This window comes from Agathobaculum sp. LCP25S3_E8 (genome assembly GCF_052117165.1).
GTDB lineage: Bacteria > Bacillota > Clostridia > Oscillospirales > Butyricicoccaceae > Agathobaculum.
This window is the reverse complement of record NZ_JBQKJR010000002.1, coordinates 40015-52883: the sequence shown is the minus strand read 5'-3', so window position 1 is coordinate 52883 and position 12869 is coordinate 40015. Positions and strand designations below refer to the sequence as shown.

The window sequence follows — 12869 nt, the reverse complement described above, 5'->3', positions numbered from 1 at the left end:
GGAAAAGCGAGGAACAGGCATGAAACTTCTCACGGTAGGCGATGTGGTCGGTGAAGCTGGTATCGATACGCTGCACACGTTGCTGCGCCGCGTCAAACGCGAACACGGCGTGGATTTCGTGATTGTCAACGGGGAAAACGCTGCCGGGCGCGGCATCACACCCAAGCAGGCGGACGATATTTTCGCCGCCGGGGCGGATGTGGTCACGCTCGGCAACCATGCGTTTGCCAAACAGCAGATCGCGGCTTATCTGGATGAGCGGCAGGATATTCTGCGCCCAGCCAATCTGGCCCCGCAAAGTCCAGGACAGGGCTGGGGAATTTACGACGGCCCGCAGGGTCTGCGTCTGCTGATAATGAACCTAATCGGTCGGTGCGACATGCATTACGGACCGGACAACCCGTTTTTGTGCGCGGATAAGATTCTGCGCGAGGCGGAAGGGCGATACGACATTGCGCTGGCGGAGATCCATGCGAACGCGACCAGCGAAAAGCTGGCGATGGGATATTACCTCGATGGCCGCTGCGCCGCTGTTTGGGGTACGCACACCCATGTGCAGACCGCGGACGAGCGAATCAACCCAAAAGGATCAGGTTATATCACCGACTTGGGCATGACCGGCCCGATTGTGTCCGTGCTCGGCGTGCGGGTGGAGCAGTCGATTGCGATGTTCCGCGGCGACCTGACCGAGTATTTCAAGACTGCACCGGGCGATTGCGCGCTGTCGGGTGCGGTGTTTGAACTTTCGCGGGACGGTAAATGCACCTCGGTCACCCGTGTGTGGGAGCGCTGCGCGCAGCCGTAAAGACGGAGCATCTATCTGCCGGAAAGGAGGGCGGCGTATGATTGCGATTTTTCTGGCCCCGGTCTATATCCTGCTGAATGTGTATCTGGCGCGCTGGGTGCTGCGCTGGACGGGTGCATGCCATCATCTGTGCGGCACAAAGGCATTCCGCGCGGCGTTCATCATACTCTATGCGCTGGTGGCATCCGCGCCGCTGACCGGCTTTCTGGTTCAGTCACCGTATCCTCTGCGGCAGTTTTTGCGGCAGGTCGGTAACTACTGGTTTGGCTGGATGCTGTATCTGGTGCTCGCGGTTCTGGCGGTCGAATTGGCGTTGTTTGTGATACGCCGCGTGCGGGGCAAAGATTTCGAGCAAATGCAGCAGGTGCGGCGCGTGCAGGGCGGTATCGCGCTGTTACTGGTATGTGTGGTCAGTTTTTATGGTATGGCGCATGCCGAACGGTTGTATGTGACTGATTATGACGTGACTCTACAGGGCGCAGGCGAGGATATGACTGTCGCGCTGCTGGCCGACCTGCATTTGGGATACAGCACCGACCCTGCTTATATCGAGCAGGCGGTTGCGGCGATCAACAACATGCAGCCCGATTTGGTTGTGATTGCGGGCGACATTTTTGACAACGAATATGAGGCCGTTCCCGAGCCGGAACGGATTGCGGCGGCGCTGGCATCGCTCGACAGTACATACGGAACCTACGCCTGCTGGGGCAATCATGACCTGTCCGAGCCGATTCTCGCGGGTTTTACTTGGGACACGGCGGACGAGAACAAAAACGACCCGCGCATGACGGAGTTTCTGGAGAAAGGTAATGTAACGCTGCTGGACGACCGTGCGGTGACGCTTCCGAACGGTGTGCAGTTGGTCGGTCGGCGCGACCCGGCACGCAGCAAAAAGCTGGCGGCCGAGCGGCTAAGCCCGGCGGAGCTTATCGGACCGCTTGATGCGACTCGGCCGATCTTTGTCATTGACCATCAGCCGAAAGAGCTGGAGGCACTTGCGCAGGCGGGCGTGGACCTTGATCTGTCCGGACATACGCACGACGGACAGCTGATTCCGGGCAATCTGCTCATGCGTCTGCTGTGGGGCAACGCCTGCGGTCAGGAGCAGGTCGGAGAGATGACTTCGATCGTAACCAGCGGCCTTGGCGTGTGGGGACCGGATATGCGCGTCGGTACGCGAAGTGAGGTAGTTTGCATTTCGGTACACTTTTCGGAATAACGAGAGGCGGACAAGCGTCCGTGTGGGAAAAACAGCGAAAAGGGAAGGGGTCTTTTGTACATTTTGCAAGAAGTTGTATAATAACTTGCAAAAATGCGAAAATTTGTTGACGGGACACCCTGTTTTGCAGTATGCTATAAATGAACAACAATTGGCCTGATTGCATAGATGGTGATGAGGCCTTGCAGCAGGCACACCGGTGGACGCTTGGGAAGGGCGCCGACGGTGTGAAAGGAGGAAACAAACAGATGAACCCGTTGCTCAACAAATTCACTTTCACGGACGAGCTGAAGGATGTGCTCGAAAACTGTAAAGGCGTGTCGGTTCCGACCAGCAAGGCGGAGCTGTACGACATGGTATTCGGCCCGGAGCATGCCGATGTATATGACGTTATCTTTGACGTACCTGGCAAAGGCCCGGTCAAGGAAGCGGACGTGACACGCTGCAAGAACGGCGCGTCGGTCAACTTCGTGGAGGATTATATGCGCCGCCGCGAGCCGGACTGCATGCGTATTGCAGATGACAAGCCGACCGATAAAAAGCGCTTTGCCGATGTGTACGGCTATCCCTTTACCGATCTGCGTCGCGAGACCATGGAATGGTTCAAGACGCAGGAGCTGATCCTGATGCCCTTTAATTCGGGCGGCAATATCTACGGCTACGGTTCCATGCTGGTGTGTCCCAAGCAGTGCGCGTTCTTCGCGTTTGCGCTGGCACATCTGCAGGGCTTTGTCAACGCCGAGGAGAGCGAGGGCTATAAGCCGCGCGCCATCGTTTATGTTGCGCCGCCGTTCCGCCACACCCATTTTGAGGGCAAACAGGTGGTTGTGCACAACCGTCTGGATGACTGCCATGAGGTATTCTCCTATAACCTCTATCCCGGCCCGTCCGCCAAGAAGGGCGTTTACTCGGTGCTGCTGGATATCGGCGAGCAGGAAGGCTGGACGACCTGCCATACGTCCTGCGGCCGTCTGGTGACTCCGTATGAGAACGAGATGGTCATCATGCACGAGGGTGCGTCCGGCGGCGGCAAGAGCGAAATGCTGCAGGACATTGCGCGTGAGCCGGACGGCCGCGTGCTGCTCTCCAAGAATACAGTCACTGGCGAGGAAACCTACCTCAACATGGGCGCAACCTGCTCGATTGAGCCGGTTTGCGACGATATGGCGACCTGCTATCCGCAGCTGCAGAACAATTCCGGTAAGCTGGTTCTGGTCGACGGTGAGGATGGTTGGTTCCTGCGCATGGACGGCGTAACGCATTACGGCTGCGACCCGGTGTATGAGCGCATCTGCACTGAGCCAAAGGAGCCGCTCTGCTTCTTCAATATGGAAGGCCATCCGGGCGCAACGCTGCTCATCTGGGAGCATACGCTCGATTCCAACGGTAAGCCCTGCTCCAACCCGCGCGCGATTGTACCGCGCTGGGATGTGCCGCACATCGTCAAGGAGCCGGTGGAAATTGACGTGCGCTCGTTCGGTGTTCGTATGCCTCCTTCGACCCGCGAGAACCCGAACTACGGCATCATGGGCATGATGCATATTATTCCGCCCGCACTGGCATGGCTGTGGCGTTTGGTTGCGCCGCGCGGATTCAACAACCCCTCGATTGTCACCGGCAATGAGCTCAAGAGCGAGGGTGTTGGCTCCTACTGGCCGTTTGCCACCGGTCTGCGCGTCAAGCAGGCCAACCTGCTGCTGGAGCAGATTATGAACAGCCCGAATACCCGCTATGTGCTCATCCCGAACCAGCACATCGGTGTGTATAAGGTCGGCTTTGCGGCTGAGTGGATCTCCCGCGAGTATCTGGCGCGTCACGGCGGCGCAAAGATTCGCCGCGAGCACCTCGAACCCGCCCGCTGCCCGCTGCTCGGCTATGCGATGAAGGATATGACCATCGACGGTCAGCGCATCCGCTCCAAGTATCTGCGCGTGGATACGCAGGATCGTGTTGGTACGGACGGTTACGACGCAGGTGCGAAGATTTTGACCGACTTCTTCCGTAAAGAACTGGCGAAGTTCGATACGCCCGAGCTTGACCCGCGCGGCAAGCAGATCATCGACTGCTTTATGAAGGGCGGCACGCTTGCAGATTTTGAAGCGATCACGCCGACTAATCTGTAATCTGCCAGTTAAGCGGAAACAAAAAAACGCTCCAAAAGAGCGATCCAATCAAATAGAATAATAATGTTTTCGGGAAGCGGCATGATTTAGGTCATGCCGCTTTTTTTCATATGCTCTGCTTGCGATTCTTGATTCTGCATTTCGTCTTCGAGCATTTTAATTTTTGTTCTCAGGTCTGCCAGCTTTTGTTCGCGTCGTCATTAGATTGTCCAGCTCTTATATGTAGCCGTGGGGCGTGGTGGTCGATATGCACCGGATTCGTCTTTGTGCTTTCGGTTGACAGAAATCGTTTCTCCTCTCTGCGCATACGATTGGCCTCCTCCTCAAGTTCTTGACGTGCCAAAGGAAGAATCTCGGGGGTCGGCGGATCCATTCGTAATTGTATCTCACCATCGACAACCCGGAATGTTTTCAATCATCCCCGTTCCATTCTACACAAGCATCTTTTTCATTCAGAAGTTTTGTTTTAATGTGATAAATCGCCATTTCGGGCGTAATCTTTCCAAGCAGAGTAAGAAACAGTGGAAAGGATGCTTTGTCCAAAAATTCGGGGTAAAAACAAGTGATGTACTCCAATGTTTCTAATTCTGCCGTTTCGAAAAACAGATACGGAATTACTGTGGTGATTGCAAATTCGGGTTCTTCATCGGCGGTGAGGTAAAGGCGAGGAGTGAACAGACTCCCAAAGAATACACGGGCGTTCATATAGTTTATCACACGCAAAACATCTGGGATGCGGCCTTTGTGTTTATTGACCCAACCTGCAGCGTTTTCGGAAAAGTAGGCACGCACTTCGAAGCTCTTCTCATAGAACCAAATCGAGCATTCTGCCAGATGGTCCGGAGCTTTCTCGACATAAAATCGGATATAGAGTGTCAAATCATCAACAGCAAGCGGTTTGCCGCTGTTATTGAGCAGGCGATAGGGGATGTGATACATCTTCAAATAGTCGATGATTCGCTTTCTTGCTTCTGCCTTTGTCATAATAATTGCTCCTTTGAGCCATGCTGCCTTTCTAAATTCACGCCGACAAGTTCATGATAGTTTCTCGCAGCTGCAGCAAGTTTACGTAATTATTTATCAGTGTGGGCACGACGATGTCTCTCGGTGCATGCTTTCGTACGTTGCCCGTTCCGGCTAAATCGAGAAGATTTTCTTTTTTGATAATCTCGTCTTGAAAGAAAATGGCAAGGTTTTCGCGTCTAATCCATTCTGCCACTGCGCCAGTATTATCTTCGGTGAGTACATCGTAAAGGTAGTGGGGGAGATAGTCCCAATATGGAGCACACCCTCGCCTCCGATTCCAGCTGCGGTTCGGAAGAATCATCACATTGCATCTCTCCTGACCAAGCTCAAAAAGTCGACAGAGCAAAGCCGTCAGCTCGCATTCTGGCAAAAAATTTTCAATATCGCGTTCTAATTCCGTCAGGAACGGCTTGTACTCTTTTAATCTAAATTTCTGTTTATATTCTTTGTTTTTCCATTCACTCCATGCGGAAGATTCAAAAAAGTTTAGTGTGTATCTCAGGGGAAGCCAAGGCGAGAAGATTAAATCTGCGGCAAGCGTTTTGGTAAGAACGCAATCTAGATCATGAGTCCTCCTAAATTCATCGCCAACGCCATTATCTTCTCTCCAATATCTAATCTTTTCAATAATCGGTGTATAGTCCATTAGAAACGCTCCTTTCAATTCTGTGTCTTGCTCAACTAAACTGATAATTTTCTATAGTTGGGTTGTATTATACTCCGTTAAGAATTTCTTGTCAACTAAATATCGTGAAATTTAATTTTTGGTTGACATGGAAACGGGGCCGCGTTATAATCCTTTTCAAGGGAGTGATTTGAATGAATGGTTTCAATTATTCTTACAATCTGCGACTGCGATTTACAAATCCAAATCAAACAGGCTCATTTCAAGAGCATGAAAAATACTTTCGAGATTGTGTCGAGGAGTACAACAATGCTGCACAGAGCGCAAGAAACACAAAGAAAATAGAGATATTGCATATTGATAGTGACCATATCGATGTCTGTCTGCATTCCAATGCGGACCTTACAAAAGCGCCAGGCAGAGCTTTAATGCATTTAACAACTTTATTGATAGACGAAAAAAATGATGGTTATGACAATTATTTTACGAATCATCTCTATCACAATAAATTATTTTCTACAGAACAAATTTCCGTTTCAAAGAGTTATGAATCCCTTTCGGATGTTGAGTTTGTAAAAAGCTTGGTGGACTATATTTCCAGACCCAAGGGTGAAATTTCTGAAAAAGATAAAAGCACGATGAACAGAATCAAAATGATAGCCCTTGAGAATGGCTTAATTAAATGAATTACTGCACATAAAATTGCAGACAAAAGCGGCGGCAGCGAGATATTTTGGCATATGTGTCCTGCAAGGAAAAGGACATTTTCGCGCAGCAGTGGAAGGCCATCTGACTGGCACCTGACAGAGAGCGGGCCTGCAAATGGGCAGAAAAGTTGTGTCCGTGGTATAAACACCTCCAATCATAGTTACAAAAGCCGTTAAAGACAGAAAAAGACGATACATGGTTGTGAAAACCAGGTATCGCCTTTTTGTTATCGTATCCTGTTCGGAAGATGCCCTATGTCAGCAATGTTGTCATACTGTCTTATTGCAAGCTGACAAGAAGCGGCTTTTGCTGTGCTATGGGGTAGGAATGATATCCTGCACAGTCAGAGTGTCGCCCTCGACCGAAAAACGCACCTCGCAGCCTGCAAATGGGAAGCCATAGACGCGGCCTGGCTCATGCTGGTATCCCGGCCGCGGGTCTTGTGCAAGAATGGAAAGCAGTGCGTCGCGCCGCCCGGCAGGCAGGCGGGCGAGCAACTCCTCGGTGCAGCACACTTGCAGCACGCCATCGCGGTTTTGCAGCGCAAAGCCGCCTGTGGCGTCCGAGTGCGCATCGGTGTAGGCTAAATAGGGCTTAATGTCGAAAATCGGTGTACCGTCCATCAGGTCGGCGCCCGAAACATGCAACACCGGCCCATCGGGAGTGTGCAGCTCCACCCGATCGAGCCGCACGGAGGACAATCCGATTGCGTTGGGCCGAAAAGGAGAGCGCGTGGCAAACACGCCCATGCGCCGGTTGCCGCCCAGCTTAGGTGGGCGCACGGTAGGCGACCAGTCATCGCGTACCGCCTCGGAGAACTGCCAGATCAGCCAGAGGTGGGAAAACCCTTCAATGCCGCGCAGCGCGTCCGCGTTGCGGTATTCCGGCTCGAACACGATGCGCGCGGGCGCGTCGGCCAGCCCGCTTTGCCGCGGGATGCCGAATTTGGTGGGAAAATCGCTGCGGATGCGCGCGATGATATGCATGGGGACGGTTTGGGACATAAACGACCTTCCTTTGACGTTGATGTTATCAGTATAACATGTCCATGCCGAGCACGCAATTCTTCCCGCTTTTACAGATTGTTAATGCATTCGGCACGGAAAAGCGGTATAATGGAAACATACTGATGAGAAAGCAGGGGTAAACTGTGGCAAAAAAGATACTCATCGTCGAAGACGAAGCAAATATTCGCGAACTGCTGCGCCTGTATCTGGAGCGCGAGGGTTATGCGGTAATCGAAGCGGAAAACGGTGTAGAAGGAATCAAAATGTGGAAGTCCGAAAAGCCGGATATGCTGCTGTTGGATGTGATGATGCCGGTGATGGACGGCTGGGCGGTCTGCAAGGAGATTCGCGCGGAAAGCGATGTACCGATCATTATGCTGACAGCCAAGGGCGAGACGGCCGACCGTGTTTCCGGTCTGGAGATGGGTGCGGACGATTACATCGTCAAGCCGCTCGAGATGCCGGAGGTCATTGCGCGCGTGCGCGCGGTGTTCCGCCGCATGGCACCGGACGATGCACCGGAAAAGCTGACGTTTGACAATCTGGTGATTGACAAGCAGGCGTACGACTTGATTATCAAGGGCAAGCGTGTGGACGCACCGCCTAAGGAAATCGAGCTGCTATATTATCTTGCTTCCAGCCCGAACCGCGTGTTCACGCGCGCGCAGCTGCTAGACGATGTGTGGGGGTTTGACTATTTCGGCGACACCCGCACGGTGGATGTACATGTCAAGCGCCTGCGCGAAAAGCTGGAGGGCGTTTCGGATAAATGGGAGGTCAAAACCGTTTGGGGCGTCGGCTATAAGTTCGAGACCAAGGAGTAAACTATGGGCAGACGCAGCTTTTTCTTTAAAAACTATGTCACGCACCTGCTGCTGATTGTGTGTGCGTTCGCGATTGCGGGCAGTGTATTCTATTACCAGATGGGCAATTATGCGCTGCAAACCAAGCAGACCGAATTGCGCACGACCGTGCAGAGTCTGGCGGAGCAGACTCGGCTGATGCTCGGCACGGATTCCGATGTGATTCGTGAAATCTATATGCTGTCCATCAGCACGGTGGCCAAGGAGGACGCCATCACGGTTTATGTGACCGACCGGGACGGCGTCATTCAGATGATTGCCGGGCCGGACGGTGAAGCAGCCAAAGTGACAGGATGGATGATTCCGCAGGAGGTGACCGAGCAGATTCGTAAAACGGGCGGCTATGCGGAGGTTGGTCAGCTGGGCGTATTGGGCGATCGGTCGAGCTACACGGTCGGCACGCGCGTGTTGGACGATAACGGTGAGACTAACGCGATGGTTTTTGTCTATACGCAGGACGCGACCGCAGCGGGTGTGGTGCGTCATTCCACGCAGACGCTGGTGCTTATTCTGCTCATTACGCTGGCGGTGGCGCTGGTGATATCCTTCATTCTGTCGCAGCATATGACACGGCCGCTCAAGGTGATTGCGGCGGCGGCAAAGGAGTTTGCCGCGGGCAATTTCGATGTGCGCGTGCCGGAGGATAACCACTGCTATGAGATTGACGAACTGGCGGTATCCTTCAATAATATGGCGCGCGATCTCGACCAGCTTGAGGAGCTGACGCGCGGGTTTATTTCCAATGTCAGCCATGAATTCAAAACCCCGATGACCACAATCGGCGGCTTTGTCGACGGCATGATAGACGGTACCATCCCGGTCGAGCAGCGCGATAAATATCTGCGCATTATTGCGGAGGAGACGCGCCGCCTGTCCCGCATGGTCAACCGTATGCTGGACGCTGCCAAAATTCAGTCGGGCGAACTGATTTTAAACCCGGCTCCGTTTGACTTTTCCGAAATGACCAGCCAGATTATCTTGTCCTTTGAGCAGAAAATTGAGAAAAAACATCTGGAGGTCGAGTGCGATCTGGATGACCGTTTGATGGTTATGGGCGACCGTGATCATCTATACCGCGCAGTGTATAATTTGGTGGATAATGCGGTGAAATTCATCAATGAAGGCGGACGGCTGTGCCTGCGGGCGCATCCGGAGAACGGCTTCTGTGCGTTTGCCATCACCAACACCGGTATCGGCATTTCGCCGGAGGACCTGCCGCATGTGTTCGGCCGATTTTACAAGGCGGACCGCTCACGTTCTATGGATAAAACCGGCGCAGGGCTGGGCCTGTATATTGTCAAGAATATCATCAATCTGCACGGAGGGGAGATCTCCGTGCGGTCGGATGGCGGCGAGACCGAATTTTCCTTTACGCTGCCGCTGGCGCCCCAGCAGCTGCCGGGCAGTGCAAAAACATCCCAGAAATAAACAGAAGACCGTCCGTTTTGTCGCACATTATGTGCGGAAAAACGGGCGGTCCATCTGCGCTTGTTCAAAAATTATTCATATTGTTTTCAACAAACCGCCACAATGAGGGGTTAGAATGAAATCACAAAATCGATAGGGAGGTCAGAACAATGGATGACTTTAATCATAACAACAATAACATGACGCCGGAATCACGCGGTGATGAGCATACGGAAGCGCAGCAGCCCACCATGGAGCAGCCGGCAACAGAAACACAGTATACCGAGCCGCGCACGCCGTACCAGACGCCGGTACAGCATCCCGCCTATCATCAGGCCACGCAGCAGCAGCCGTATGGCGGCGCACCGTATGCGCAGGACCCGATGGGTTCGGCGCAGCAGCCGCAGCCCCCGAAGAAGAAAAAGCACGGCAAAGCGATTGCAATTGGCCTTGGCGGCGTTGCGGCAGCGTGCCTGCTGTTCGCCGGCGGCGCGCTGATTGGGCACATGGTGTACACAGGCGACGGCAATGCAGTAAAAGCAAGCGCACAGGCGGGCGACCTGCCCACGGTGCAGCTGAATGAGGCGCCGAATCTCGATCCGGATAATTATGATGTGGTTAACGGTTTGGCGGGTGAGGAAATCTACAAAAAGGTCAGCCCGTCCATTGTTTCGGTCATTTCGACTACTGCGAGCGGGACGGGGTCCGGCTCGGGCGTCATCATGAGTGAGGACGGCTACATCATCACCAACAATCACGTGGTAGAGGATGCGCAGAGCGTGACCGTGCAGCTGAGCGACGGCACGCAGTACGACGCTGCCATCATCGGCACGGATGAACAGACCGATTTGGCGGTGCTCAAGGTGGAACCGAAGGACACACTGACGGCTACGGAATTCGGTGATTCGGATGAATTACAGCCCGGTGAATATGCTTACGCCATCGGATCGCCCGGCGGCGTACAGTTTGCCAATACGATTACCGGTGGTCGCATTTCCGCTATCAATCGTGACGTGACCATCAACGACCGCGTGATGACCCTGATTCAGACCGACGCTTCCATCAATCCCGGCAACTCGGGCGGCGCGCTGATCAACAAGTATGGTCAGGTGGTCGGTATTACCTCTGCAAAGCTGTCGAGCAGCGGCTTCGGTGAGGCTTCGGTCGAGGGCATGGGCTTTGCCATCCCGATCAACACGGCCAAGGAGGTCGTTGACGAGCTGATTGCCAACGGCTATGTAGCAGGCCGCCCGTCCATCGGCATTTCGGGATACAATGTGGAGTCGGCAGACGGCAGCATCTCGGGTGTGCAGGTACAAACGATTGATTCGCGCGCAAAGGCAGCCAGCGAAGGTTTACAGGTAGGCGACGTTATCATTGCAGTCAATGGTACGCCGACCCCGACCATGGACGATATCAATGAAATCAAGGAAGACATGAAGGCGGGCGATAAACTTACGCTGACCGTTTATCGCATTTCCACCGGCAAGACGCTCAATTTGACCGTGACGCTGACCGATGCGCATGACCTTGAGGGAGATGACCCGGCGGCGCAAAGCAGCCAGAACAGCCAGAGCAGTCAGTACGGCAACGGTGGTTCGCAGTACCAGAATCCATTCTCGTACTTCGGCTGGTAAAATATTTCGCTGAAAGCGTACAGGTTTCAGCGAGGCAGGACGCACCGCGGCTTGACCGCGGATGCGTCCGAAGCTTCGCAAAGTTCTGCCAAGCAAAACTTTGCTCCGCATTTGTATAAAAAGCCTGGCAAAGCTGGGCTTTTTATGAAAAGAACCGTCCTTTGGGACGGTTCTTTTCTGTTATATGCGCACCTTGCGGCGCGTTTTTTATTTTGATTACTTTTCGTATTTTTCAGCCATCTGCTGGCTGATGAACTGGCGTGCGGTGCGCGGAGAACGTCCGTTGCGGCGCAGTGCGAACCGCTCGGCAAGCATATGCAGCTGGTCTTCGGGCAGCGTAAGGCCGCTTTCCGCAGCAAGCTGATCGACAATGTATAAGTATTCGTCCTTGTCCGGTACGGAGAAGGTGATTTCCAGACCGAAACGGTCGGACAGCGAGGTGACGGTTTCCAGACTGTCCCGCACGCGCACGTCGTCGCCCTCGCGGTCGGCAAAGCTCTCACGGATGAGGTGGCGGCGGTTGCTGGTCGCATAAATGACCAGATTGGCCGGCTTACCCGCAAGGCCGCCTTCGATGAACGCCTTGAGCGCGGCAAAGTTGTCGTCCTCACGGCTGAAGGTAAGGTCGTCCAGAAAGACGATGAAGCGGAACGGTGAGCGCAGCGTTTCTGCGAAGATTTTCGGGAAGCAGGTGATGTGCCGCGGCGCCATTTCGATGATTTTCAGGCCGCGCTCAGCATACTCGTTGACCACGGCCTTGACGGTCGAGGATTTGCCCGTACCCTTGTCGCCGTACAGCAGGATGTTGTTGGCTTCGCGTCTGTCGAGAAAGGCGCGGGTATTTTTGAGAATCTGCTGCTTCTGCCGCTCATAGCCGGGCAGGTCGTGCAGACGAATGGCGTCCGGATGCACAATCGGCGCGACGGTGCCGTCATCCTGCACGGCAAAGGCCGAGGACTGCGCAAAGAAGCCGTAACCCTGTGCGCGATAGTAGCTGGCGAGTGCTGCGCCGTCCCGGAAGGGCAGCGGAGAGGAGGCGGGGAAGTCCGGCAGAGTCAACAGCGCGGGCGCGTTATATCGTCCTGCCGCGGCGGATTTAAGCGCAGTGCCGTCAAGGGCGAGCAACGCGTTGAGAGCCTCGATATCGAGTGTCGCCGCGCTCAGCAGCGCGGACGCGGGAGCCGCGAGCGTGTCGGTCAGAGTGTTAACGTCATAGTGGACGGCATTGAGTAAAGCCTGCGATGCGTCCTGATAGGCGTAGTGCGCGGCGCACAGTGCGCCGTAGGCATCGGCAAAGCATTCTGCATTTGCGCCATCCAGATAGTCCAGTGTTTCTGTGCATGCGCGCACAAGCGGGTGTTGTTGCAGGCCGCGCAGCGCGGAAAGCGCGTGCAGACGCAGCGAAAGAGCGGTAAGTTCCATGGTCATTCCCTCCCGGGGTAAATTTTT

The 12869-nt window shown here is 54.1% G+C and carries 11 protein-coding genes; 7 read left to right on the top strand and 4 right to left on the bottom strand.

All coding sequences use genetic code 11. The features are described from left to right. The first annotated feature begins 19 nt into the window (after nucleotides 1-19). The 3 genes from ACTQ34_RS01390 (at nucleotide 20) to ACTQ34_RS01380 (ending at nucleotide 4147) form a co-directional block, all read left to right on the top strand. The gene (locus ACTQ34_RS01390) at nucleotides 20-805 is read left to right on the top strand and encodes a TIGR00282 family metallophosphoesterase (RefSeq protein ID WP_441362146.1); all 786 of its coding nucleotides are present in this window, start codon (nucleotides 20-22) and stop codon (nucleotides 803-805) included. A gap of 37 nt (nucleotides 806-842) precedes the next feature. Further along, the gene (locus tag ACTQ34_RS01385) at nucleotides 843-2024 is read left to right on the top strand and encodes a metallophosphoesterase (protein WP_441362145.1); all 1182 of its coding nucleotides are present in this window, start codon (nucleotides 843-845) and stop codon (nucleotides 2022-2024) included. A 140-nt stretch (nucleotides 2025-2164) separates the two neighbouring features. Next, nucleotides 2165-4147, top strand: coding sequence for a DUF4914 family protein (locus ACTQ34_RS01380; protein WP_441362144.1), 1983 nt, complete (start codon nucleotides 2165-2167; stop codon nucleotides 4145-4147). 411 nt (nucleotides 4148-4558) lie between these two features. On the opposite strand, the gene ACTQ34_RS01375 is transcribed toward ACTQ34_RS01380, so the two are convergent. Further along, nucleotides 4559-5131 (bottom strand): hypothetical protein, encoded by a 573-nt coding sequence (locus ACTQ34_RS01375; protein ID WP_441362143.1) that lies wholly within the window; start codon nucleotides 5129-5131, stop codon nucleotides 4559-4561. A gap of 37 nt (nucleotides 5132-5168) precedes the next feature. Further along, nucleotides 5169-5819 carry a hypothetical protein gene (locus ACTQ34_RS01370; RefSeq protein WP_441362142.1) on the bottom strand — a complete coding sequence of 217 codons (651 nt, stop codon included), beginning with the start codon at nucleotides 5817-5819 and terminating at the stop codon, nucleotides 5169-5171. Between the two features lie 173 nt (nucleotides 5820-5992). Between ACTQ34_RS01370 and ACTQ34_RS01365 the strand changes: the two genes are divergently transcribed. Beyond that, a complete protein-coding gene (locus tag ACTQ34_RS01365; RefSeq protein WP_441362141.1) occupies nucleotides 5993-6484 on the top strand; it encodes a hypothetical protein in 492 nt (163 codons plus the stop codon). Between the two features lie 336 nt (nucleotides 6485-6820). Here ACTQ34_RS01365 and tsaA read toward each other — a convergent pair whose 3' ends face one another. Next, nucleotides 6821-7510, bottom strand: coding sequence for a tRNA (N6-threonylcarbamoyladenosine(37)-N6)-methyltransferase TrmO (tsaA, locus tag ACTQ34_RS01360; protein WP_441362140.1), 690 nt, complete (start codon nucleotides 7508-7510; stop codon nucleotides 6821-6823). Nucleotides 7511-7656: 146 nt separating this feature from the next. Between tsaA and ACTQ34_RS01355 the strand changes: the two genes are divergently transcribed. From ACTQ34_RS01355 to ACTQ34_RS01345, 3 genes are all read left to right on the top strand, one after another. Further along, on the top strand, nucleotides 7657-8337 hold the full coding sequence (locus ACTQ34_RS01355) for a response regulator transcription factor (RefSeq protein ID WP_441362139.1): 681 nt from the start codon (nucleotides 7657-7659) through the stop codon (nucleotides 8335-8337). A 3-nt stretch (nucleotides 8338-8340) separates the two neighbouring features. After that, nucleotides 8341-9804 (top strand): HAMP domain-containing sensor histidine kinase, encoded by a 1464-nt coding sequence (locus ACTQ34_RS01350; RefSeq protein ID WP_441362138.1) that lies wholly within the window; start codon nucleotides 8341-8343, stop codon nucleotides 9802-9804. A gap of 149 nt (nucleotides 9805-9953) precedes the next feature. Then, the gene (locus ACTQ34_RS01345; protein ID WP_441362137.1) at nucleotides 9954-11420 is read left to right on the top strand and encodes a S1C family serine protease; all 1467 of its coding nucleotides are present in this window, start codon (nucleotides 9954-9956) and stop codon (nucleotides 11418-11420) included. Nucleotides 11421-11636: 216 nt separating this feature from the next. Here the strand turns inward: ACTQ34_RS01345 and ACTQ34_RS01340 are convergent, their stop codons facing one another. Beyond that, nucleotides 11637-12842: an ATP-binding protein gene (locus ACTQ34_RS01340; protein WP_441362136.1), complete on the bottom strand. Its 1206-nt coding sequence runs from the start codon at nucleotides 12840-12842 to the stop codon at nucleotides 11637-11639. Nucleotides 12843-12869 lie beyond the last annotated feature (27 nt).

Excerpts from the sequence above, each read along its gene's own strand:
- ACTQ34_RS01390 (WP_441362146.1), top strand. The coding sequence starts at position 20 with ATGAAACTTCTCACGGTAGGCGATGTGGTCGGTGAAGCTGGTATCGAT.
- ACTQ34_RS01385 (WP_441362145.1), top strand. The coding sequence starts at position 843 with ATGATTGCGATTTTTCTGGCCCCGGTCTATATCCTGCTGAATGTGTAT.
- ACTQ34_RS01380 (WP_441362144.1), top strand. The coding sequence starts at position 2,165 with ATGAACAACAATTGGCCTGATTGCATAGATGGTGATGAGGCCTTGCAG.
- ACTQ34_RS01375 (WP_441362143.1), bottom strand. The coding sequence starts at position 5,131 with ATGACAAAGGCAGAAGCAAGAAAGCGAATCATCGACTATTTGAAGATG.
- ACTQ34_RS01370 (WP_441362142.1), bottom strand. The coding sequence starts at position 5,819 with ATGGACTATACACCGATTATTGAAAAGATTAGATATTGGAGAGAAGAT.
- ACTQ34_RS01365 (WP_441362141.1), top strand. The coding sequence starts at position 5,993 with ATGAATGGTTTCAATTATTCTTACAATCTGCGACTGCGATTTACAAAT.
- tsaA (WP_441362140.1), bottom strand. The coding sequence starts at position 7,510 with ATGTCCCAAACCGTCCCCATGCATATCATCGCGCGCATCCGCAGCGAT.
- ACTQ34_RS01350 (WP_441362138.1), top strand. The coding sequence starts at position 8,341 with ATGGGCAGACGCAGCTTTTTCTTTAAAAACTATGTCACGCACCTGCTG.
- ACTQ34_RS01345 (WP_441362137.1), top strand. The coding sequence starts at position 9,954 with ATGGATGACTTTAATCATAACAACAATAACATGACGCCGGAATCACGC.
- ACTQ34_RS01340 (WP_441362136.1), bottom strand. The coding sequence starts at position 12,842 with ATGGAACTTACCGCTCTTTCGCTGCGTCTGCACGCGCTTTCCGCGCTG.